At 66.2% G+C, this 21,571-nt stretch carries 18 protein-coding genes; 10 read left to right on the forward strand and 8 right to left on the reverse strand.

Annotation, left to right across the window (positions count from 1 at the left end; all coding sequences use genetic code 11):
• Nucleotides 1-160: 160 nt before the first annotated feature.
• The 3 genes from ASD22_RS07760 to ASD22_RS07770 all read left to right on the forward strand — a co-directional run bounded on the left by ASD22_RS07760 (nucleotide 161) and on the right by ASD22_RS07770 (nucleotide 4,589).
• Entirely contained in the window at nucleotides 161-3,286 is a 3,126-nt protein-coding gene (locus tag ASD22_RS07760; protein WP_162245067.1) for a fimbria/pilus outer membrane usher protein, read from the forward strand.
• Entirely contained in the window at nucleotides 3,283-3,756 is a 474-nt protein-coding gene (locus ASD22_RS07765; protein WP_082520186.1) for a spore coat U domain-containing protein, read from the forward strand. The genes ASD22_RS07760 and ASD22_RS07765 overlap by 4 nt, the downstream gene beginning before the upstream one ends.
• 95 nt (nucleotides 3,757-3,851) lie before the next feature.
• Nucleotides 3,852-4,589 (forward strand): DNA-formamidopyrimidine glycosylase family protein, encoded by a 738-nt coding sequence (locus ASD22_RS07770; protein WP_056081394.1) that lies wholly within the window; start codon nucleotides 3,852-3,854, stop codon nucleotides 4,587-4,589.
• Here the strand turns inward: ASD22_RS07770 and ASD22_RS07775 are convergent.
• The 6 genes from ASD22_RS07775 to ASD22_RS07800 form a co-directional block, all read right to left on the reverse strand.
• A complete protein-coding gene (locus tag ASD22_RS07775; protein WP_056081396.1) occupies nucleotides 4,574-5,986 on the reverse strand; it encodes a pyridoxal-dependent decarboxylase in 1,413 nt (470 codons plus the stop codon). The genes ASD22_RS07770 and ASD22_RS07775 overlap by 16 nt on opposite strands.
• 46 nt (nucleotides 5,987-6,032) lie before the next feature.
• On the reverse strand, nucleotides 6,033-7,277 hold the full coding sequence (locus ASD22_RS07780; RefSeq protein ID WP_056081399.1) for a cysteine desulfurase: 1,245 nt from the start codon (nucleotides 7,275-7,277) through the stop codon (nucleotides 6,033-6,035).
• 179 nt (nucleotides 7,278-7,456) lie between these two features.
• The gene (sufD, locus tag ASD22_RS07785) at nucleotides 7,457-8,761 is read right to left on the reverse strand and encodes a Fe-S cluster assembly protein SufD (RefSeq protein ID WP_056081402.1); all 1,305 of its coding nucleotides are present in this window, start codon (nucleotides 8,759-8,761) and stop codon (nucleotides 7,457-7,459) included.
• On the reverse strand, nucleotides 8,758-9,522 hold the full coding sequence (gene sufC, locus ASD22_RS07790) for a Fe-S cluster assembly ATPase SufC (protein WP_056081405.1): 765 nt from the start codon (nucleotides 9,520-9,522) through the stop codon (nucleotides 8,758-8,760). The genes sufD and sufC overlap by 4 nt, the downstream gene beginning before the upstream one ends.
• A gap of 109 nt (nucleotides 9,523-9,631) precedes the next feature.
• Complete coding sequence (gene sufB, locus ASD22_RS07795; protein WP_156458974.1) at nucleotides 9,632-11,098, reverse strand: Fe-S cluster assembly protein SufB; 1,467 nt, start codon at nucleotides 11,096-11,098, stop codon at nucleotides 9,632-9,634.
• Nucleotides 11,099-11,106: 8 nt separating this feature from the next.
• Nucleotides 11,107-11,583, reverse strand: coding sequence for an SUF system Fe-S cluster assembly regulator (locus ASD22_RS07800; protein ID WP_056081411.1), 477 nt, complete (start codon nucleotides 11,581-11,583; stop codon nucleotides 11,107-11,109).
• A 228-nt stretch (nucleotides 11,584-11,811) separates the two neighbouring features.
• Between ASD22_RS07800 and ASD22_RS07805 the strand changes: the two genes are divergently transcribed.
• From ASD22_RS07805 to murU, 4 genes are all read left to right on the forward strand, one after another.
• Nucleotides 11,812-12,150 (forward strand): P-II family nitrogen regulator, encoded by a 339-nt coding sequence (locus ASD22_RS07805; RefSeq protein WP_056081413.1) that lies wholly within the window; start codon nucleotides 11,812-11,814, stop codon nucleotides 12,148-12,150.
• 55 nt (nucleotides 12,151-12,205) lie between these two features.
• Nucleotides 12,206-13,504, forward strand: a complete 1,299-nt coding sequence (locus ASD22_RS07810; protein WP_082520187.1) for an ammonium transporter — start codon at nucleotides 12,206-12,208, stop codon at nucleotides 13,502-13,504.
• Between the two features lie 111 nt (nucleotides 13,505-13,615).
• Nucleotides 13,616-14,662: a phosphotransferase gene (locus ASD22_RS07815; protein ID WP_056081417.1), complete on the forward strand. Its 1,047-nt coding sequence runs from the start codon at nucleotides 13,616-13,618 to the stop codon at nucleotides 14,660-14,662.
• Nucleotides 14,659-15,363, forward strand: a complete 705-nt coding sequence (murU, locus tag ASD22_RS07820) for an N-acetylmuramate alpha-1-phosphate uridylyltransferase MurU (RefSeq protein ID WP_056081420.1) — start codon at nucleotides 14,659-14,661, stop codon at nucleotides 15,361-15,363. Before ASD22_RS07815 ends, murU begins: the two co-directional genes overlap by 4 nt.
• A gap of 385 nt (nucleotides 15,364-15,748) precedes the next feature.
• Here the strand turns inward: murU and ASD22_RS07825 are convergent, their stop codons facing one another.
• The gene (locus ASD22_RS07825) at nucleotides 15,749-16,234 is read right to left on the reverse strand and encodes a peptidylprolyl isomerase (RefSeq protein WP_056081423.1); all 486 of its coding nucleotides are present in this window, start codon (nucleotides 16,232-16,234) and stop codon (nucleotides 15,749-15,751) included.
• 186 nt (nucleotides 16,235-16,420) lie between these two features.
• Here ASD22_RS07825 and ASD22_RS07830 point away from each other — a divergent pair, with 186 nt between their 5' ends.
• Both ASD22_RS07830 and ASD22_RS07835 read left to right on the forward strand, forming a co-directional pair.
• Nucleotides 16,421-17,101 carry a class I SAM-dependent methyltransferase gene (locus tag ASD22_RS07830; protein ID WP_056081426.1) on the forward strand — a complete coding sequence of 227 codons (681 nt, stop codon included), beginning with the start codon at nucleotides 16,421-16,423 and terminating at the stop codon, nucleotides 17,099-17,101.
• Between the two features lie 117 nt (nucleotides 17,102-17,218).
• On the forward strand, nucleotides 17,219-18,535 hold the full coding sequence (locus tag ASD22_RS07835; RefSeq protein ID WP_056081429.1) for a DEAD/DEAH box helicase: 1,317 nt from the start codon (nucleotides 17,219-17,221) through the stop codon (nucleotides 18,533-18,535).
• An 88-nt stretch (nucleotides 18,536-18,623) separates the two neighbouring features.
• Here the strand turns inward: ASD22_RS07835 and fghA are convergent, their stop codons facing one another.
• Entirely contained in the window at nucleotides 18,624-19,466 is an 843-nt protein-coding gene (gene fghA, locus ASD22_RS07840; RefSeq protein WP_056081432.1) for an S-formylglutathione hydrolase, read from the reverse strand.
• A 155-nt stretch (nucleotides 19,467-19,621) separates the two neighbouring features.
• Here fghA and ASD22_RS07845 point away from each other — a divergent pair, with 155 nt between their 5' ends.
• The gene (locus ASD22_RS07845) at nucleotides 19,622-21,490 is read left to right on the forward strand and encodes a DEAD/DEAH box helicase (RefSeq protein ID WP_056081436.1); all 1,869 of its coding nucleotides are present in this window, start codon (nucleotides 19,622-19,624) and stop codon (nucleotides 21,488-21,490) included.
• The last annotated feature ends 81 nt before the right edge of the window (nucleotides 21,491-21,571 follow it).

Here is a 21,571-nt window from a genome sequence, read left to right on the forward strand (position 1 = left end):
GCCAACCTGCGCTATTCCGCATGCACGCCCGCTCGTCGTCCGTCGTCACGCGTCGCGGACGGCCGCACACCGTACCTGCCGCCCAAACCACGGCTGTGCCGTCCTCGTGGGCGCGGCACTGCTGCTGATCGCTTCCGAACCACTCCGCGCAGGCGTGCCGGTGCGTGCCGTCAGAGTCGGCCTGGACACAAGCCATTCCCGGCTGGTGCTGGTATCGGATCAACCCATTCGCGGCCGGATGACGCGCGATCCGGCCACAGGTGCAGTGCTCATCGATCTGGATGGCGTGGACAACGGCCCGACGCTGGCCGGGCTGGGCAAGATGGTTGGCGCCAACAATCCGTTCATTGCCGGCGTCAGGCTCTGCACGACGAGTACAGGCACCCGCCTTCAACTGGCCGCACCGGCCGCCGTTGTCCCGCGACTCTCGTACTTGCAGCCGGCCGGCGGCTATGCCAATCGCCTGATCATCGACCTGTATCCGGACTCCGAAGCGTGGAGGCCCAGGTACGCGTCGCCCGCACAACGCCAAGCCATGCCGGCATGCTCCTCCATGCCAACATCACCAGGACATGGCCCTGCAACAACTGCCACGCCAGCGGTTGCCCCTGCGGCGCGTATCAGCACGGTGGGCGTCGCCATTGCGCCCGACCGCCTGCGACTGGTGTTCGAATCGGACCGTGTGTTGAAGGCCAGCATCGCCCACCCCACGGAATCGGGCGACCCACTCTCCATCGATCTGGGCCACCTGGCAACGACGGACGCGCTGGCAAGCTTGCCTGGCAAGATCGCCGACAATCCCTTCCTGACCACGATCAGGCTTCACCGCGAAGGCAACAACACCCGGCTGGAACTGGTGACGCCCTCAGCCGTGACGCCGCAGATTTTTCACGTCGACCCGGTCAATGGACGCGGCGACCGACTCGTGGTCGATATTGTTCCGGACATATTGCCGACCGCCCCGCCAACAGAGGTAACAGCAGCGCCGGTCTCGGCGTCCCCCGCCGCGGTCGCGACACCCGCGCCCGCACCCCCTCCAGCCGGGCCGGCGACCTCCGACGCGTTGGCGGAGGCCTGGCTGGAAGCACACGTCAATGGCACGCCCGCGGACACGGTGCTGGTACTGCGCGATGCCGCAGGGGACGTGCTGGTGCGTGGGACGGATTTGCAACACTGGCGCATCCAGACCCCCACGATGGGTGCACTAACCCGCGATGGCGACGACTTCTGGCCGTTGTCCGCCATTCCTGGATTGACGTATCGCGTCGACGACGCCCAGGGGACGCTGCTACTGGATGTGCCGGCCACGCTGTTCGCCGACACTCGCTTCAGCGGCGTATCGCGTGCAGCGGACGCGGCGACACCCCCGCCGCCAGGTGGCTACGTCAACTACGATCTGTTCGCCGCTCGTGGCGTCCATGGATCGTCAAGCGCCAGCGCCCTCGTGGAGACCGGGGTGTTCGGCCGCTGGGGCAGCGGTTCCAACACGTGGCTCATTCGTGATGTCGGTGGCGACCGTCGTGGTACCCGCCTGGACACCACCTGGACCTACGACCGCCCCGCGGACATGGCCAGCCTGCGCGTCGGCGACGTGATCAGCGCGCCCAGCAGTTGGGGCCGCGGCGTGCGTTTCGGTGGCGTGCAGTGGGGCACCAACTTTGCGACCCAGCCGGGCTTCATCAGCTTTCCGCTGCCCACGCTGGACGGCGTGGCCGCGGAACCGTCCACCGTGGATTTCTACGTCAACAACGTCCTGCGACTGCGGCGCAACGTGCCCAGCGGGCCGTTCACCATCCAGGATCTCCCTATCGTCACCGGCCAGGGCGACATCCGCATGGTGGTGCGCGACATGCTGGGGCGCGAGCAAGTGGTGACCCAACCGTTCTACGCAAGCGGCGGCTTGCTGGCGGCGGGGCTGCGCGATTATTCCTATGAACTGGGTTTCGAGCGCGAAAATTACGGCCGGGTCAGCAACGACTACGGACGGCTGGTTGCCGCCGCCACCGAGCGACGTGGCTTCTCCGACAGCTTCACCGGCGAGCTGCATGTGGAGGCCACGCACGATCAGCAGAGCCTGGGCATCGGCAGCACCGTGTTGCTGGGCAATGTCGGCGTGCTGACGGCATCGGTGGCCGGCAGCCACGCCCGTGCCGGCACGGGCGCGCTGATGGAGCTGGGCATCCAGCATCAGTCGCGCTACCTCAGTTACGGTGCGCGCACCCGGGTGACCACCGACGGCTTCACCCAGCTGGGCTACCTGCCGACGACACGTCCACCGCAGCAGACGTCCAGCGCCTTCGTGAGCATGTCCGCCGGCCGCGTCGGCTCGCTGAGCCTGAATTACACGCACCAGGATCTTCGCGACCAGGACGACGTCGAGCTGGTCGGCCTCAGCTACAGCCGTTCGCTCGGCTGGCTTGGTTATCTCTCGCTGTCGGCACTACGCTTTCTTGGCGACGATCCCGCGCCACTGTTCTCACTCAACCTCACCGTGCCGTTGGGCGCGGCCGACAGCGTCAGTTTCAGCGGTCAGAGCCACGCCGGTGACAGCCACGGCAGCGTGCAGTATCGGCGTAGCCTGCCGGTGGGTACCGGCGTGGGCTATCGCCTGCAGGCGGGGCTTGCCGCGAACGATCCGCGCCAGGCCGACCTCACTTTGCAGAACGACGTAGGTACGTACAGCGTTGGCGTTGCATCGAACCCGGACGGGCAGGCATATCGGATGGGCGTCCGCGGCGGCATCGCGCTGCTGAGCGGCAAGGTATTTCCCAGCCGCCACATCGATGGCAGCTTTGCGGTAGTCCAGGTGCCCGGTTTTGCCGACGTGCGCGTCTACGCCGACAATCAGCAAGTCGCCACCACCGACAGCGATGGTTACGCGCTGGTGCCGCGCCTGCGCCCATATCAGAAGAACCCGATCCGCATCGAACAGGCCGACCTGCCGATGGATGCACAGATCAAAGGGCTGCAACTCGACGCGGTGCCGTACTACCACAGTGCGCTGGCGCTGACCTTCCCCGTCACGCGTTCGCGCGGGGCGATCGTCGTCATCAAGCTGGATGACGGCAGCGATCTTCCCGCTGGTGCCGAAGTGACCGTCGACACTCAGGCAGCGGCTTTCCCGGTCGGCCTGCGCGGCGAGGTTTACCTGACCGGGCTGGACGAAACCAGCCAGCTGCGCGCTAGCTGGAACGGACAGAGTTGCGACATGACGATAAGCTTTCCCGATACCACCGACCCACTGCCCCGCCTGGGGCCGGTCACCTGCCAAGGGATCGATCCATGAACCCTTCACCATGCGGACAGGTTGCCTTTCACCCTGCGCGCCGGCGTCTCGCGCGCCTGCTGGGCGCCATGGGAATGCTGGCGATCGCGCCGCTTCACGCAGCCACCTGCAGCCTCAGCGTCCAACCACTGGCTTTCGGCAACTACGACTTCCAGAGCAGCCAGGATCTGGAGAGTGTCGGTCACGTCATCGTGACCTGCGATGTCAGCAGCAGTTTCACCATCGCGTTAAGCCCAGGCAACGGCAGCTTCGCCGTACGCAGCATGCAGAACGGCGCGCACCAACTCTTCTACAACCTCTACACCGACCCCACGCGAACCATGGTCTGGGGCGATGGCAGTGGCGGCAGCACGGTGGTTGGCGACAGTGGCATCGAGGTGGACCGGGCCGTGTACGGAAGCGTGCCAGCGGGGCAAAACCCGTATATCGGCGTGTACAGCGACGCGATCACCGTGACGCTTTCCTTCTGAGCGACAGCCACGGGGCGGTGCGCCGTGCAGGCTTTCACTCCCCCTCAGCACCCGTCCGAACAGAATCCACCGGTCGTCGCTGCGCAGAAACTCCCATGCCAGAAGGTCCATCCATCGTCATCCTGCGCGAGGAAGCTGCCCGCTTCGTCGGCCAGCGCATCCTCACGGCCGAAGGCAACGCGAAGATCGACATGACGCGGCTGCCGGGCAAGCGCATCGAAAGTCTGCGCAGTTTCGGCAAGCAGACGCTGATCGAACTCCCCGACGTCACCATCCGCATCCATCTGCTGATGTTCGGCAGTTACCGCATCAACGAACACAAGGATGCGGCACCGCGGCTGGGTCTGGGTTTCGACAATGGCGAGCTGAACTTCTATAGCTGCTCGGTGCGCTTGCTGGACGGCGACCTGGACGAACTCTACGACTGGCGCGGCGACGTGATGTCGGAGGCGTGGGACCCCGCGCTGGCCCGGCGCAAGTTGCGCGCGATGCCCGACACGCTGGTCTGCGATGCGCTGCTGGACCAGAACGTATTCGCTGGCGTGGGCAACATCATCAAGAACGAGGTGCTGTACCGCATCCACGTGCATCCCCTGTCCACCGTGGGCGCTTTGCCGCCGCGCAAGCTGGGTGAACTGGTGAAGCAGGCGCGCGAATACAGCTTCGAATTTTTGGCGTGGAAGAAGGCGTATGTGCTGCGCAAGCACTGGCTGGTGCACAACCGGAAATGCTGCCCGCGCCATGACATACCGTTGACCCGCGCGTATCTCGGCAAGACCAACCGGCGCACGTTCTTTTGCGAGAAGTGCCAGAAACGCTACGGCGACGGATGAACCGCCGCAGTCGCCAGCCGTTTCAGCGCCGCATAGGTCTGCTCGACATCGGCATCGGTGGTGCGCCAGTTGCACAGCGCCGCGCGCAGCATCGGCTGGCCGTCCAGCACCGATGGTGAAAGGTACGCGGTGCCGTCCTCATGCAACGCCTTGTGCAGCCGCTGCAGGGCCGCCGCATCGCCGTTGGCCAGCGTGAAGCACACCACGTTGAGCCGCACCGGCGCGGCCAGCCGGAACAGCGGATCGGCCGCCAGCAATTCACCCAGGTAACGGGCCGACGCGCAATTGCGTTCGACCAGCTCGGCGTGGCCCTCGCGGCCGTAGGCCAGCAGCGTCATCCACAGTGGCAGGGCGCGGAAGCGGCGGGAGTTCTCCGGCGCCAGGTGCAGGTAGTTGTCCTCCACCGCCAACGGCGCCGGCAGGTAGGCGGAGCGGTTCTGGAAGACTTCCAGTTGCAGTGGCAAATGCGCGGTGTACGTCAGCGCGCAGTCGTAGGGCACGTTGAGCCACTTGTGCGCATCCACGGTCACCGAATCGGCGGCCTCGATACCCGCCAGCAGGCCGCGATACTTGTCGGAAGCCGCGGCAATGCCGCCGAACGCGGCATCCACGTGCAGCCAGAACGGGTGGCGCGCCTTCAAGGCGGCGATGGCCGCGAGGTCGTCGAAATCCACCGTGTTCACCGTGCCGGCGCTGGCCACCACGGTACACGGCGCACCGCCGTGTGCCGCCAGTGCGCGTTCGAGCGCAGCCACGTCCAGCGCCTCGCGCCCCGGCAGCAAGGGCAGCGCATGCAATTGCCCATGACCGATGCCAGTCATGCTCAACGCCTTCGATGTACTCGAATGGCTCGCGCCGGCGAACACCGTCATTGGCGGCAAACCCCACACACCGTCGACGGCGACATCGCGGCCATGCTGTTTGCCGTACCACTGCCGCGCCAGCGCCATACCCACGTAGTTGGCCATGGTGGCGCCGGTGACGCACAGGCCCGTCCAGTGTTCCGGCCAATGCAGCAGCTGGCGCAGCAAGTCCACCGCCTGCGCCTCGATCGCCGCCGCGCCGGTGTCGCCGTTGCGCTGGGCGTTCTGGTCGTAGCTGCTCACCAGCCAGTCGGCCGCCAGCGCGGCGGGCGTGGCGCCACCGACCACGAAACCGAAATAGCGCGGGCCGGGGCTGCCAGACATCAACGGCAGCCAGTCCTTCTCGAAACGCTGCAGCGCGGCGTGCGCACCAAGGCCGTGCGTCGGCAGAGGTGTGCGCAATGACAGATCGGCCGGCAGGTTGGCCGCGACCGGACGTTGCGGCAGTTCGTGCAGATAGGTGCCGGCCATCTCGCGAGCACGATCAAGGATGGCGTCGAAGTCGGCGAGGTCGCTGCTCAGCGTGGGATGCATGGATTCGCCCTTGGAAAAACGCGGTCTGCCGATGGCTTCGCCACAGTCACATCAGCAGCTTGCGCACCTTCAGCAAGGCCACCACGAACGCGTCGATTTCCTCACGCGTGTTGTAGAACGCCAGCGATGCCCGCAGCGTGGCGGGCACGCCGTAGAACTGCATCAGCGGATGGGCGCAGTGATGGCCCGAGCGCACAGCTACGCCCTGCAGGTCGAGCAGCGTGGCCATGTCGCTGGCCTGTGCACCGTCGAGCAGGAACGAGATCACCGGTTCCTTCTGCGCCGCTTCGCCGAAAATGCGCAGGCCCGGTACTTCGCGCAGGCGTTCGGTGGCGTAGGTCAGCAGTTGCTGCTCCCACGCGTGGATCGCCTCGAAACCCAGCGAATCGTAATAGTCGATAGCTGCACTCAAGCCCACGAAGCCGGCGATGTTCGGCGTGCCGGCCTCGAACTTGTGCGGCACGTCGGCGAAGGTGGTGCCGCTGAAACGTACTTCGCGGATCATGTCGCCGCCACCGAAGAACGGCGGCATCGCCTCCAGGTGTTCGCGCTTCGCCCACAGCGCGCCGGTGCCGGTGGGGCCCAGCATCTTGTGGCCGGTGATGGCGTAGAAATCGCAACCCAGCGCCTGCACGTCCACCGGCCGGTGCGGCACCGCCTGCGAGCCATCCACCAATAGCGGGATGCCGCGCTTGTGGCATGCCTTGGCGATCTCGCGTACGGGGTTCACCGTGCCCAGCACGTTGGAGACGTGTGCCACGCAGGCCAGCTTCACCTCCGACGTGAGCATGGCGATGTATTGCTCCACGTCCAGTTCGCCGCGCTCGTCGATCGGCGCAGCCTTCACCGTGGCGCCGCTGCGCGCGGCCACCAGCTGCCACGGCACGATGTTGGCGTGATGCTCCATCACCGTGGTGAGGATGGCGTCGCCGGGTTCAAGCCGCGGCAGCGCATAGCTGTAGGCCACCAGGTTGATCGACTGGGTGGTGCCGGAAGTGAGGATCAGTTCATCGCGCGACGGCGCGTTGATGAAACGCGCCAGCTTGTCGCGCGCGCCTTCGTACGCCGCGGTGGATTCCTCACCCAGCTGGTGCACCGCGCGCGCCACGTTGGCGTTGTGGCGGCGGTAATGCTCGTCCATCGCCTCGATCACCGAGGCCGGTTTCTGGCTGGTGTTGGCGTTGTCGAAATACACCAACGGCTTGCCGTGCACGCTGCGCGTCAGCAGCGGGAAATCCGCGCGGACGCGCTGGACGTCGAAGACGGTGGAAGGCGTGGGTTGTGCATTCATCTTCGATGTTTTCCATGAGTGGCCCCTCCCTGCTTCGCAGGGGGGGAGAAAAGCTTCAGATGTGGCTCCCTCCCCTGCTTCGCAGGGGAGGGCTGGGGAGGGGGGCTTTTGATCTTGAAAGTCAAAAGCGTAACCCCCTCCCAACCTCCCCCTGCGTAGCAGGGGGAGGAGCTAGAGCATCAGCCAGGAAGCTGCGCGATCAGCAGCGACGACAAGTGCTCGCGCAATACCGCGTTCGGCAGATCGTCGAGCACGGTCCGACAGAACGCCGCCGTCAGCAACGCCCGCGCCTCGGCCAGTGGAATGCCGCGCGAACGCAGGTAAAACAGCGAGCGTTCGTCGAGCTGGCCCACCGTGGCGCCGTGTGCCGCTTTCACCTCGTCGGCGTAGATCTCGAGCTCGGGCTTGGTGTCGATCTCGGCGCTGCCGGACAGCAGCAGATTCTTGTTGCTGAGACTGGCATCGCTGCCATCGGCACCGGGCGCCACCACGATCGCGCCGCGGAATACACCACGGGCGCGATCGCTGGCCACGCCGCGCCAGGTCGAGTTGGAGGCGGTGTTCAGCGCCTGGTGACGGATCGCCAGCTGCGTGTCCACATGCTGGCGGCCATGCGGCATGAACACGCCGCGGGTTTCCAGTTGCGCACCATCGCCGATCAGTTCGGCACGCAGGTCGTGCCGCACCAGCGCGCCGCCCAGTTCCGCCAGATGCAGCGTGGCGTGGGCACGTGCGTGCAGACGCAAGCCGGTGCGGCGGATCAGGCTGGTGCCGCTGGCGGCCTGCTGCAGCACGGTGTGGTGCAGGTGCGCGCCTTCGCGCAATTCGATGTCGCCGACCACGGTGGAAAGATGTGCCTGCTCGCCGCTGGCCAGATGATGCTCGACCAGCGTCAGCGCGGCACCCTCGCCCAGTTCGATCACGTTGCGCAGATGCCAGGCCAAGTCGCCCTCGGCAGGCGCGCCCAGGAAGACAAGATGCAGCGGCGCGTCGATCCTCACGCCATCGGCCACGCGCAACACGGCGCCGTCGCGGGCGTGCGCCGCGTTGATCTGGGTGAACGCCTCATCGGCTTCGTAATGCCGGCGCGACAGCACGAAACGCAAGGGGTCCGGATCGGCATGCAACGCCTGCGACAGCGGCTGCAGCGTGAGGCCGGCCGGCAAGGCGTCCAGTGCGGACAAGTCGGCACGGAACGCGCCATTGACGAACACCAGCCGCGCACCATCGACACCGGGCAATGCCAGCGCCGACGGGTCGACCGCCCGCGTCAGTGCGGCCGCGTCGCCATCGACGAACGGCCGCCGCGCCAGGCCGCGCAGCGCGGTGTACTTCCACGCTTCCACCCGCGCCAGCGGCAGGCCGCCGGCGACGAAGACCTCGCGGTTGTCGCGCCGCATCGCATCCAGCCAGGCGATGCCGCTGACGGGCAGCGGTGCATCGACCAGTGAGGCGACCAGCGGCAGCAGTGCCGGTTCGCTCATGCCGATGCCCTCGCCGGCTGGCGTTCGGCGAGGCCGGCGTAGCCGTGGGCCTCAAGCTTCAGCGCCAGCGACTTGTCGCCGGTTTCCACGATGCGCCCGCCGGCCAGCACGTGCACCACGTCGGGCACCACGTAGTCGAGCAGGCGTTGGTAGTGGGTGATCATCAGGAACGCGCGATCGGGCGAACGCAGCGCGTTGACGCCGTCGGCCACGTGCTTCAGCGCGTCGATGTCCAGCCCCGAGTCGGTCTCGTCGAGGATCGCCAGTTGCGGCTCGAGCACCGCCATCTGGAAGATCTCGTTGCGCTTCTTTTCGCCGCCGGAAAAACCTTCATTGACGGCGCGGTGCAGCAGCTCGTCGGAGATCTGCATCACCTTCAGCTTCTCACGCACCAGCTTCAGGAACTGCATCGAATCGAGCTCCTTCTCGCCGCGCGACTTGCGCTGCGCGTTGAGCGCCGCGCGCAGGAAATAGGTGTTGTTGACGCCGGGGATTTCCACCGGGTACTGGAACGCCAGGAACACGCCGGCGGCGGCGCGCTCCTCCGGCGCCAGCGCCAGCAGGTCGACGCCGTTGTAGATCACGGTGCCCGCGGTGACTTCGTAGCCGTCGCGACCGGAGAGCACGTTGCCCAGCGTGGATTTGCCCGCGCCATTCGGCCCCATGATGGCGTGCACCTCACCCGCATTCACGGTGAGGCTGAGCCCCTTGAGGATTTCCTTGCCCTCGACACGGGCGTGCAGGTTTTCGATTTTAAGCATTTCAGTATCCGGGAATGGGGAATCGGGAATGGGGAATCGTCAGAAGCGAAATCGGGCCGCATCGAAGCTCTTGCGATTCCCGATTCCCCATTCCCGACTCCCGTTTCAATCAGCCAACGGCGCCTTCCAACGACACCTCAAGCAGCTTCTTCGCCTCCACCGCGAATTCCATCGGCAGTTCGCGGAAGACCTGCTTGCAGAAGCCGTCGACGATCATCGACACCGCGTCTTCCTCGGCGATGCCGCGGCTGCGGCAATAGAACATCTGGTCGTCGGAGATCTTCGAGGTGGTGGCTTCGTGCTCGACGATGGCGGTGGGGTTTTTCACTTCCATGTAGGGGAAGGTGTGTGCGCCGCATTGCTTGCCGATCAGCAGGCTGTCGCACTGGGTGTAGTTGCGCGCGTTGTCGGCGCCCTTCTCCATCTTCACCAGGCCGCGGTAGCTGTTGGAGCTCTTGCCCGCACTGATGCCCTTGGAGACGATCTTGGACTTGGTGTGCTTGCCAAGATGGATCATCTTGGTGCCGGTGTCGGCCTGCTGGAAATGGTGGGTCAGTGCCACCGAGTAGAACTCGCCCACCGAGCGGTCGCCGCGCAGGATCACGCTGGGATATTTCCAGGTGATGGCCGAGCCGGTTTCCACCTGGGTCCAGCAGATCTTGCTGTCGTCGCCGCGGCAATCGCCGCGCTTGGTGACGAAGTTGTAGATGCCGCCCACGCCGTTCTCGTCGCCGGGGTACCAGTTCTGCACGGTGGAGTATTTGATCTTGGCGCCTTCCAGCGCCACCAGCTCGACCACCGCCGCGTGCAGCTGGTTTTCGTCGCGCTTGGGCGCAGTGCAGCCTTCCAGGTAGGACACGTGGGCGCCCTCCTCGGCCACGATCAGGGTGCGTTCGAACTGACCGGTGTTCTGCGCGTTGATGCGGAAATACGTGCTCAATTCCATCGGGCAGCGCACGCCCTTGGGAATGAACACGAAGCTGCCGTCGGAGAACACCGCCGAGTTCAGCGCGGCGAAGAAGTTGTCGCCGGTGGGCACCACGCTGCCCAGGTATTTCCGCACGATCTCGGGGTATTCGCGGATTGCCTCGCTCATCGAGCAGAACAGCACGCCGGCGTCGGCCAGCTGCTTGCGGAAGGTGGTGCCGACGGAGACCGAGTCGAACACCGCATCCACCGCCACGCCGGCCAGCGCGGCGCGCTCGTGCAGCGGAATGCCGAGCTTCTCGTAGGTTTCCAGCAGCGCCGGGTCGACATCGTCCAGCGACTTGGGCTGCTTCTTGGGCGCGGCGTAATAGCTGATCGCCTGGTAGTCGATCGGGTCGATATTGAGCTTGGCCCAATCGGGTTTCGGCATGGTCAGCCAATGGCGAAAAGCTTCCAGCCGCCACTCGGTCATCCACTCCGGCTCGCGCTTGACCGCGGAAATCGCGCGGACGGTGTCCTCGTCCAGGCCCGGCGGCAGGCCGGTCATCTCGATGTCGGTGACGAAGCCGGCGGCGTAGCTGCGGCCCAGGGCTTCGGCCACATCCACATTGTCGCGGAGCGTGGTGGCAGTGCTGCTTTCGATGGTCATGGCGTCTTTCATTCCGTGGTGGCCGCGCCGGCGGGGATGGGCGCGCTCTCGATCATTTGCATGGCGATGCGGCGTTTCTTCGGCGGCGGTTTCATCATGTCGGCCAGGCTTACCGCGCGCAGTGCGTCGTCCAGCACGTGGTTGATCTGTTGCCAGCTGCCGCGCACGCCGCATTGCGCCTCGCGGTCGCACTGGCCTTCGGCGATGCTGCATTCGGTCATGCCCAGCGGGCCTTCCAGCGCCTCGACGATTTCGGCCAGCGAAATCTCGGTGGCGGGCCGGGCCAGCCGGTAACCGCCGTTGGCGCCGCGAAAGGATTCCACCAGCGTGGCGTGCCCCAGCGCCTTCAGCAATTTGCTCACCGTCGGCAGCTCCAGCCGGGTTTCTTCGGCGATCTGCACGGCGCTGTGCACGTGGTCCGGGTGGGTGGCGATGAAGGCCATTACCACGGTGGCGTAATCGGTCAATCGGCTGACGCGGAGCATGGAAACCGGCCGGATTCAATCGGGACCAAAATGGTACTGATTAGCGCCGTCGCGGTCAATGCCGCTGCAGCGCACCATCGGGGGGAAAGCATGGATCGCAATGCCCGATCACCGTGCAAATTTTCGCGCGGGTGAGCCGCAAGTCATTGAAAAACATGTTGCCGGCCGGGTACGACGAGGTGGCACGCATCGTGCTGATTCCGAAGCCTCACCGCCGAGGAAACTGCCATGAAGTGGATCACAGCCATCATCAAGCCTTTCACCCTGGACAGCGTGCACGAGGCCCTGTCGGAAGCAGGCGTGCAAGGCATGACCGTCACCGAAGTGAAGGGTTTCGGCCGACAGCGCGGCCATACCGAGTTGTATCGCGGCGCCGAGTACGTGGTCGATTTCCTGCCCAAGCTGAAGGTCGAGGTCGCGGTGGCCGACGATCAGCTCGAGCAGGTGATCGAGGCGATCAGCGGCGCCGCCCGCACCGGCAAGATCGGTGACGGCAAGGTTTTCGTCAGCGATCTGGAACAGGCCATCCGTATCCGTACCCAGGAGTCCGACGTCGATGCGCTCTGAAACGGGATTTGGAATTCGGGATTCGGGATTCGGCCGCCGCCTCGGAGTGCGGTGCATGCTGGCGCTTGCCGGCGGCCTGCTGGCGTTGCCGGCGATGGCGCAGACGGCGGCCGCGCCGGACAGCGGTGACACCGCCTGGATGCTGACCGCCACCATGCTGGTGCTGCTGATGACGATACCGGGGCTGGCGCTGTTCTACGGCGGCATGGTGCGGGCCAAGAACCTGTTGTCGGTGTTGATGCAGTGTTTCGCCATCACCGCGCTGGTGAGCGTGCTGTGGCTGCTGTACGGCTACAGCATGGCGTTCAGCACCGAGGGCATGCAGGCCGGCGTCACCAACCTGCACTCGTTCATCGGCGGTCTGGACCGCGCGATGTTCGCGGGGATGACGCCAGCCAGCCTGTACGCCCATGTGCCGGAAAGCGTGTTCGCGATGTTCCAGCTCACGTTCGCCATCATCACGCCGGCACTGATCGTGGGCGCGGTGGCCGAGCGCATGAAGTTCTCGGCGCTGATGCTGTTCACCATCGGCTGGTTCACCTTTGCCTACCTGCCGATGGCGCACATGGTGTGGGGCGGCCCCGGCTCCTTCCTGGGCGACATCGGCGTGCTGGATTTTGCCGGCGGCACGGTGGTGCACATCAACGCCGGCATCGCCGGCCTGGTGGCCTGCCTGGTACTGGGCAAGCGCCGCGGCTATCCGCACGCACCCATGCCGCCGCACAACCTGGGCTACACCCTGATCGGCGCCAGCATGCTGTGGCTGGGCTGGTTCGGTTTCAACGCGGGCTCGGCCGTCGCCGCCAACGGCACCGCCGGCATGGCGATGCTGGTGACGCAGATCGCCACCGCCGCCGCCGCGCTGGGCTGGATGGGCGTGGAATGGATCATCCACCGCCGCGCCAGCGTGCTGGGCATCGCCTCGGGTGCGGTGGCCGGGCTGGTGGCGATCACCCCCGCCGCCGGCACCATCGGCCCCGGCGGCGCGCTGATCCTTGGCGCGTCGGCGGGCGTGATCTGCTTCTTCTGCGCCACCCGCCTGAAGCACTACTTCGGCTATGACGACAGCCTGGACGTGTTCGGCGTGCACGCCGTGGCCGGCATCGTGGGCGCCCTGCTCACCGGCCCGTTCGCGGCGGCGGCGCTGGGCGGCTTCGGCGCCGTCGAGCATCCGTGGCTGCAGCTGTGGATCCAGGCCAAGGGCGTGGGCTTCACCGTGCTGTGGAGCGGTGCGCTGACCTGGTTGGTGCTCAAGCTGATCGACTGGACGATCGGCCTGCGCGTCGATGAGGAACAGGAGCAGATCGGCCTGGATCTGGCACTGCACGAGGAGCGTGCCTACAACCTGTCGTAAGCAACGGTCATGGAGATGGGTAGCGGACGGTCGACGGATCGACAAGAATCGTCCGCTGCCCTCTTCTCCGGAGTAACCCTTGCGCACCCACCTTCAATCCGATCTCGCGCGATGAGCTCCGGCCTTCCGGACCGCGCCGCCAGCCGCCTAGCCTGGACCCGCGACGTACTCGCCGACCCCGGGCTGACGCTGGAGCCCGCCTCCGCCGACGCCAGCTTCCGCAGCTATTGGCGGACCCGCCATGCGGGGCAGAGCTGGATCGTGATGGATTCGCCGCCGGCGCTGGAAGACCCCGCGCCGTGGCTGGCCATCGGCACCCGCCTGGCCGCTGCCGGCCTGCATGTGCCGACGGTACGCGCGCAGGATCTGCAGCAGGGTTTCCTGCTGATCGAGGACCTGGGCTCACAGCTGTACCTGCCTGCGTTGAACGACGCCACTGTGGACGCCCTGTACGGCGACGCGTTGCGCGCGCTGCTGCACATGCAGCGCGACGTGGATACCGCGGGCATGCAGCGCTACACCCGCGACTTCCTGCTGCGCGAGCTGGAAATCATGCCCGAATGGTTTCTGCGCCGGCACCTGGGCCACACCCCGACCTGTGCGGAATGGGACGTGCTGGAAGCGGGCTTCACCACGCTGCTGCACAACGCGCTGGCGCAGCCGCAAGGCTTCGTGCATCGCGATTACCACAGCCGCAACCTGCTGATCGTGCCGCACGACCAGCCGCAGAACATCGCCACGCGATTGCCCAACCCCGGCATCATCGATTACCAGGGCGCGCTGATCGGCCCGATCACCTACGACCTCGCCTCGCTGCTGCGCGACTGCTATATCGCGTGGGATCGCCAGCGGGTGGAAGCGTGGGCGGACGGCTATCGTCTGCACCTGCAAACCGCCCAGTTGATCGACGGCTCGGTGGACCGCGGCCAGTTCCTGCGCTGGTTCGACCTGACCGGCCTGCAGCGCCACATCAAGGTGCTCGGCATCTTCTGCCGCCTCTGCTATCGCGACAACAAACCCGGCTACCTCGATGACCTGCCGCGCGTATACGACTACGTCATCGACGTCGCCGCGCGTTACCCCGAGCTGGCCGACTTCGCAGCGCTGCTGCAGCGCTGCGTGGGAACGCGCGACCTGCGCCAGGTGACGACCGCATGAGGCATGCACTGATCTTTGCCGCCGGCCGCGGTGAACGCATGCGGCCGTTGACCGACACCACGCCCAAGCCGTTGCTGCCGGTGGGCGGCAAACCGCTGATCGTCTGGCACCTGGAAAAGCTGGCCGCCGCCGGCGTGAACTACGTGGTGATCAACACCTCGCACCTGGCCGAACAATTCCCCGACGCGCTGGGCGACGGTTCGCGCTGGGGCCTGCGCATCCGCTATGCCTACGAAGGCGCGGAGCCGCTGGAAACCGGCGGCGGCATGCTCAATGCGCTGTCGCTGCTTGGCGATGCACCCTTCATCGCCATCAGTGGCGACATCTGGACCGACGCCGACTTCACTACCTTGCCGCTTGAACCGACCGGCCTCGCCCACCTGTTGCTGGTCGACAACCCGCCCCATCATCCCGACGGCGATTTCGCGCTGGATGCGCATGGGTTGGTGCACGACACAGGCACGGCGCGGCTGACCTTCAGCGGCATCGGCGTCTACCGCCCGCAGCTGTTGAACAACTGGCGTGATGTGGTGGAGGCGACGGATACCCAACCAACTCGCTTCAAGCTGGCCCCGCTGTTGCGCGCAGCGATGGCCGATGCTGCGGTCAGCGGTACGCATTTTCGGGGTACCTGGACTGACGTGGGCACGCCGCAGCGACTGCAGGAATTGGGGCAGACCTTGGACTCCAGGCAAACCTAACTCGCCGCGTAGGAGCGCACCCTGTGCGCGATGCTTTTGATGTTGCTTTGCGCATTTGTGGGAGCGACTTCAGTCGCGATGCTTTTTGATTTGGTGTGGTTTAGAGCAAAGAGCTTTCGATCGCCTGCGGCGCTCGAGTCACTTTCTCTTTGCGTGCTCAAAGAGAAAGTAACTCGGCTGCCGTAGGCAGACGAAAGCTCTTCCTCGGAGCCACATCCAAGAGCAAAGGCGTCGCGACTGAAGTCGCTCCTACAGAAAGCCAAAGAACAAGAGCATCGCGGCCAAAGCCGCTTCCACAAGGACCGACGGACCGCCGCCCGTTCGGCAACCGCAAAACAAAAACGGCACCGCGAGGTGCCGTTCTTGTTTCATCAGAAGCGCAGGCTCAGTGTGCCGCAGCATCCGGCGCATGAGCGTGGCCGTGCTTCAGCTCATCCTCGGTCGGCTCGCGCACTTCGCTGATGCTCACGTCGAAATGCAGCGTCTGGCCGGCCATCGGGTGGTTCATGTCCACATCGATGGTGCTCATGCCCACCTTGTGCACGGTGACCGCGCGCTGGCCGCCTTCTTTCATCCGCAGCACGGTGACGTCGCCGGGCTTGAGGCGGTTGGCCTGCGGCACGTACTTCTTCGACAGGCGCTGGACCTGGCCTTCCTGGCGCACACCGTAGCCTTCCTCCGGTGACACGTCGACCGCCAGCGTCTCGCCGGCTTCGTGGCCTTCCAGTGCTGTTTCCAGCCCCGGAATCAGCTGGCCGTGGCCCAGCAAAATCCACAGCTGCTGATCGCGATCGCGCGAGCTTTCCACCGCTTCGCCGTTCACCGTGAGGGTGTAGTGGAACGCGATGACCTTGTCCTTGCCAGCCTTCATTGCCTGTCTCGTCGATGGGAACAAACGACGGATTCTAGCTTACCCTTGGCTCGCCGGGACCCTGCGGGGGCACCTCGCCGCCGCCGGCCATCATCCGCCCGTCACGCCGCAGCCGGACATTGCAATGCGCAGTGCCTGCCGTAACTGGTAAATGGCGGCGCTTCCCCCACTGCAATGGAGACAGGCATGGCGCTCGATCGCGCACAGCGAAACGACATCGCCCACCATTACGCCCACCGCGGCCACCAATGGTATGCGCGCTGGAAACTCGCCTGCGATCCGGCCTACGGCGCCGTGGACCCTCTGTTGCGCGGCTCGTCGCTGCCGCTGCTCGACATCGGTTGCGGCATCGGCCTGCTGGGCCAGTACCTGCACGCTGCGGGGATACGGGCGCCTTACATCGGCGTCGACCACGACCCGCGCAAGATCACCGCGGCACGCGAAGCCGCTGCGGCTGCAGGGCTTGGCGATCAGATGGACCTGCGCTGCGCCGATGCCGCCACGCTGCCACCGGTGCATGGCCACGTGGCGCTGCTGGACGTGCTGCACTACCTGGGCGCCGCGCAGCAGCAGGCGTTGTTGCAGGTGGCCATCGCGCATCTGGCACCGGCGGGCACGCTGGTGATCCGCAATGTCCTGCGCGAACCCAACTGGCGTTTCCACGCCACCCGGGTGGAGGAATTCTTCCTGCGGGTGTCGGGCTGGATTCCCGGTGGCGCGCAGCACTACCCGGATGCGCAGGAACTGTGCGCGCCGCTGCGCCAGGCCGGCCTCGACGTGCAGGTGGGTTCCCTGCGCGGTCGCACGCCGTACAACAGCTATCTGCTGGTGGCCCGATTTCACGATACGGAACAAAAACGCGCGTGAGCGGCCCCAACCCGTTATACTCGGCGGCGCAGTCCCCCTGATTGCTGCGGCATTGCCGCCCTTTCCCCCTTAGTCTGCAACACGGTATGAACACTCCGGGTTGCTCAGGAGTGTTACATGTCTTTTGATTCGCTGGGCCTTGCGCCCGCGTTGTTGCGTGCGCTTGCCGAATACGGCTACACGCAGGCTACCCCGATCCAGGCCGCCGCCATTCCGGCCGCGCTGGAAGGCCACGATCTGCTCGCCGCCGCCCAGACCGGCACCGGCAAGACCGCCGCGTTCGCGCTGCCGTTGCTGCAGAAGCTTTCCACCAGCGGTCAGACCATGACGCGCCGCCCGCGCGCGCTGATCCTCACCCCCACCCGCGAGCTGGCCGCGCAGATCCACGACAACATGCGCAGCTACGGCAAGCACATCCAGGTCAGCGCCACCACCATCTTCGGCGGCGTCAGCATGGGCCCGCAGATCAACGCGCTGCGTCGTGGCGTGGACGTCGTCATTGCCACCCCCGGTCGATTGATGGACCACATGCAGCAGCGCACGCTGGACCTGTCCGCGGTGGAAACGCTGGTGCTGGATGAAGCCGACCGCATGCTGGACATGGGCTTCCTGCCGGCCCTGAAGCGCATCCTGCAGTCGGTGCCGAAGCGCCGCCAGACGCTGCTGTTCTCGGCCACCTTCGCGCCGGCGATCAAGACGCTGGCGATGGAGTTCATGCACAACCCGAAGGAGATCTCGGTCTCCGCGCCGAACACCGTCACCACCCTGGTCAGCCACCAGGTGCATCCGGTCGACGCCGCGCGCAAGCGCGACCTGCTGCTGCACGTGCTGTCGCAGGACAGCCGCCGCCAGACCCTGGTGTTCAGCCGCACCAAGCATGGCGCCGACAAGCTGGTGACGTACCTCAACGCCTCGGGCCTGCGCAGCGCCGCGATCCACGGCAACAAGAGCCAGAACGCCCGCACCCGCGCACTCAGCGATTTCAAGAGCGGCCGCGTCACCGTGCTGGTGGCCACCGACATCGCCGCCCGCGGCATCGACATCGAGCAGTTGCCGATCGTGATCAACTTCGACCTGCCCTCGGTGGCCGAGGATTACGTGCACCGCATCGGCCGCACCGGCCGCGCCGGCATGGAAGGCCTGGCGCTGTCGCTGGTCAGCCATGACGAGAGCGGCCTGCTGTACGACATCCGCAAGCTGCTGAAGCAGGAGATCGCGATCACCGCGGTGACCGGTTTCGAGCCGTCCGCGCCGCTGCGCATCGATGCCGGCGCGCCGCGTCCGAAGCAGGGTGGCGGCGGTCAGCGCCAGCCGCGCCAGGGCAAACCCTCCGGCTCGGCCCGCCCGAACGGCTACGCCGCGCAAGGCCGTGGCGAGCATGCCGCCGGCAACCAGCGTCGTCGCTCCAGCCATCGGCCTGCTGCCAAGGCTTGACCGTAATTTGTAGGAGCGGCTTCAGCCGCGACCGCCCTTCCATCGAACCGGAGAGCGTCGCGGCTGAAGCCGCTCCTACATTGGTTGGCTATGCCAGCGCCTCCGCGTGATGGCGCAGGTGATCGTCGATGAAGCTGCTGATGAACCAATAGCTGTGGTCGTAGCCGGCGTGCCGGCGCAGCAGCAGCGGCTGACCGGCTTCGGCGCAGGCCTGGTCGAACAGCTCGGGTTTCAGCTGGGCTTCCAGGAACGTATCCGCTTCGCCCTGATCGATCAGGATCGTGCCGGGAAAGGTTTGCCGCCGCACCAGTTCGCAGGCGTCGTAACCGGCCCAGGCTTCCGGGTTTTCGCCCAGGTAACGCGGCAACGCCTTGCGCCCCCACGGCACCTGGCTGGGCGCCACGATCGGTGCGAAGGCGGAAACCGAGCGGTAACGCGCGGGATGTTTCAGCGCGATGGTCAGCGCGCCGTGACCGCCCATAGAATGGCCGCAGATGCCGCTTCGCGTGGTATCGGCGGGGAAGTTGGCGGCGATCAACGCGGGCAGTTCATCGACCACGTAGCTGTGCATGCGGAAGCGCGCTGACCACGGCGCCTCCGTGGCATCGACATAGAAACCTGCGCCTTCGCCGAATTCCCAGTCGCCGGTGGCGCCGTCGAAACCGGTGTCGCGCGGGCTGGTGTCGGGCATCACCAGGATCAGCCCCAGCTCCGCGGCCAGCCGCTGCGCGCCGGCCTTGATGGCGGCGGTTTCCTCGGTGCAGGTGAGCCCGGCCAGGAAATACAGCACCGGGCAAGGCCGATATTCGGCCTGCGGCGGCTGGTACAGCGCGAAACGCATCGGTCCGGCGCAAGCCGTCGAGGCGTGGCGATAAAACCCCTGCACACCGCCGTGACAGCGGTGGCGGGACATTGTTTCAAGCGTGCTCATCGTGATTCCTGTGGGTCCCGATGTGCCGAGCATATCCGCGCGTGGCTGAAGCACCCGTTCAGCCCGCGCCCGTAACGCGGCGCCAGCAGGCCTGATAGAATGGCCGGCTTGCGCGCCGCCTCTCCGACGCTGCTTTCTGTTTTGAGGTACCCCCCATGTCATCCCCCGTTTCCGACAACGCCCCGGTTCCGTCCGGCTTCGGCGCACTTGCGCTGCATCCCGATGTTCTGCGCGTGCTGGCCGATGTCGGCTATGAATCGCCCTCGCCGATCCAGGCCGCCACCATCCCGCCGCTGCTGGAAGGCCGCGACGTGCTGGGCCAGGCGCAGACCGGCACCGGCAAGACCGCCGCGTTCGCGCTGCCGATCCTGTCGCGAATCACCCCGCGCGCCGGCAAGCCACAGGCGCTGGTGCTGGCGCCCACGCGCGAGCTGGCCATCCAGGTGGCTGAAGCGTTCCAGCGCTACGCCGCGCACATCCCCGGTTTCCAGGTGCTGCCGATCTACGGCGGCCAGAGCTACGGCCCGCAATTGCACGCGCTCAAGCGCGGCGTGCACGTGGTGGTGGGTACGCCCGGGCGCGTGATCGATCACCTGGACAAGGGCACGCTCGATCTCTCCGAGCTGCGTTTCCTGGTGCTCGACGAAGCCGACGAAATGCTGCGCATGGGCTTCATCGACGACGTCGAGAAAGTGCTGCAGGCCACGCCGCCCGAGCGCCAGGTGGCGCTGTTCTCGGCCACCATGCCCACGGTGATCCGCAAGATCGCCCAGCGTCACCTGAAGGACCCGGTCGAGGTCATCATCAAGTCCTCCACCACCACCGCGGCCAACATCCACCAGCGCTACTGGTTCGTCAGCGGCATGCACAAGCTCGATGCGATGACACGCATCCTGGAAGCCGAGCCGTTCGACGCGATGATCATCTTCGCGCGCACCAAGCAGGCCACCGAGGAGCTGGCCGGCAAGCTGCAGGCACGCGGCCTGGCCGCTGCCGCGATCAACGGCGACATCGCCCAGGCGCAGCGCGAGCGGGTGATCCAGCAGCTGAAGGACGGCAAGCTCGACATCCTGGTGGCCACTGATGTGGCCGCCCGCGGCCTCGACGTGGAGCGCATCAGCCACGTGCTGAACTACGACATCCCGTACGACACCGAGAGCTATGTGCACCGCATCGGCCGTACCGGTCGCGCCGGGCGCAACGGCGAGGCGATCCTGTTCGTCAGCCCGCGCGAGCGCGGCATGCTGCACGCGATCGAGCGCGCCACGCGCCAGCCGATCGAGCAGATGCAGTTGCCGTCGGTGGAAGTGGTCAACGACGTGCGCATCGGCAAATTCAAGCAGCGCATCAGCGATACCCTGGCCGTGGGCGAACTGGGTGATTTCCAGAAACTGATCGAGCAGTACGAGCAGGAGTACAACGTACCCGCGATCGAGATCGCCGCCGCGCTGGCGCGCATCGCGCAAGGCGACCAGCCGCTGCTGCTGGCGCCGCCGCCGAAGCGCGAGAAGTACGAGCCGGCCACGCGCGAGCGCAGCGATCGCACCTCGCGTGAACGCAGCGACACCCGCGCACCGCGCGAGCACAAGCCGCACCTTCACGAGCGCGCCGCACACGATCGCACCGGACAGGAGCAGGCACCGCGCGAATTCGGCCAGCGCCCCGTGCGCGCCCACGCCACCGAGCAGGGCAAGCGCACCTACCGCATCGAGGTGGGCCACGAACACGGCGTGAAACCCGGCAACATCATCGGTGCGATCGCCAACGAGGCCGGCCTGGACAGCCAGTACATCGGCCGCCTCAGCATCCGCGACCACTACAGCCTGATCGACCTGCCCGACGGCATGCCGCCGGAAGTGTTCGATCACCTGAAGAAGGTGTGGGTGGTGCAGCAGCAACTGCGCATCCACGAATGGGACGGCAACGACACCGCATCCAGCAACGCGCCGCCCACGCGCAAGCCTGGCGGCTACAAGAAACCCGGTGGCTTCAAGCCCGGCGGCAAGCCGCCGCATCGGCGGTAAGCCGCCCACTTTGTGGGAGCGGCTTCAGCCGCGATGCTTTTGCCTTGGAGCTTCAGGGCAAGAGCGTCGCGACTGAAGTCG

The organism is Rhodanobacter sp. Root480, from assembly GCF_001426645.1.
In the GTDB taxonomy this organism is placed as follows: domain Bacteria; phylum Pseudomonadota; class Gammaproteobacteria; order Xanthomonadales; family Rhodanobacteraceae; genus Rhodanobacter; species Rhodanobacter ginsenosidimutans.

Coding starts and splice junctions, on each gene's coding strand:
- ASD22_RS07765 (WP_082520186.1), top strand. CDS start 3,283: ATGAACCCTTCACCATGCGGACAGGTTGCCTTTCACCCTGCGCGCCGG.
- ASD22_RS07770 (WP_056081394.1), top strand. CDS start 3,852: ATGCCAGAAGGTCCATCCATCGTCATCCTGCGCGAGGAAGCTGCCCGC.
- ASD22_RS07775 (WP_056081396.1), bottom strand. CDS start 5,986: ATGCATCCCACGCTGAGCAGCGACCTCGCCGACTTCGACGCCATCCTT.
- ASD22_RS07780 (WP_056081399.1), bottom strand. CDS start 7,277: ATGAATGCACAACCCACGCCTTCCACCGTCTTCGACGTCCAGCGCGTC.
- sufD (WP_056081402.1), bottom strand. CDS start 8,761: ATGAGCGAACCGGCACTGCTGCCGCTGGTCGCCTCACTGGTCGATGCA.
- sufC (WP_056081405.1), bottom strand. CDS start 9,522: ATGCTTAAAATCGAAAACCTGCACGCCCGTGTCGAGGGCAAGGAAATC.
- sufB (WP_156458974.1), bottom strand. CDS start 11,098: ATGACCATCGAAAGCAGCACTGCCACCACGCTCCGCGACAATGTGGAT.
- ASD22_RS07800 (WP_056081411.1), bottom strand. CDS start 11,583: ATGCTCCGCGTCAGCCGATTGACCGATTACGCCACCGTGGTAATGGCC.
- ASD22_RS07805 (WP_056081413.1), top strand. CDS start 11,812: ATGAAGTGGATCACAGCCATCATCAAGCCTTTCACCCTGGACAGCGTG.
- ASD22_RS07810 (WP_082520187.1), top strand. CDS start 12,206: ATGCTGGCGCTTGCCGGCGGCCTGCTGGCGTTGCCGGCGATGGCGCAG.
- ASD22_RS07815 (WP_056081417.1), top strand. CDS start 13,616: ATGAGCTCCGGCCTTCCGGACCGCGCCGCCAGCCGCCTAGCCTGGACC.
- murU (WP_056081420.1), top strand. CDS start 14,659: ATGAGGCATGCACTGATCTTTGCCGCCGGCCGCGGTGAACGCATGCGG.
- ASD22_RS07825 (WP_056081423.1), bottom strand. CDS start 16,234: ATGAAGGCTGGCAAGGACAAGGTCATCGCGTTCCACTACACCCTCACG.
- ASD22_RS07830 (WP_056081426.1), top strand. CDS start 16,421: ATGGCGCTCGATCGCGCACAGCGAAACGACATCGCCCACCATTACGCC.
- ASD22_RS07835 (WP_056081429.1), top strand. CDS start 17,219: ATGTCTTTTGATTCGCTGGGCCTTGCGCCCGCGTTGTTGCGTGCGCTT.
- fghA (WP_056081432.1), bottom strand. CDS start 19,466: ATGAGCACGCTTGAAACAATGTCCCGCCACCGCTGTCACGGCGGTGTG.
- ASD22_RS07845 (WP_056081436.1), top strand. CDS start 19,622: ATGTCATCCCCCGTTTCCGACAACGCCCCGGTTCCGTCCGGCTTCGGC.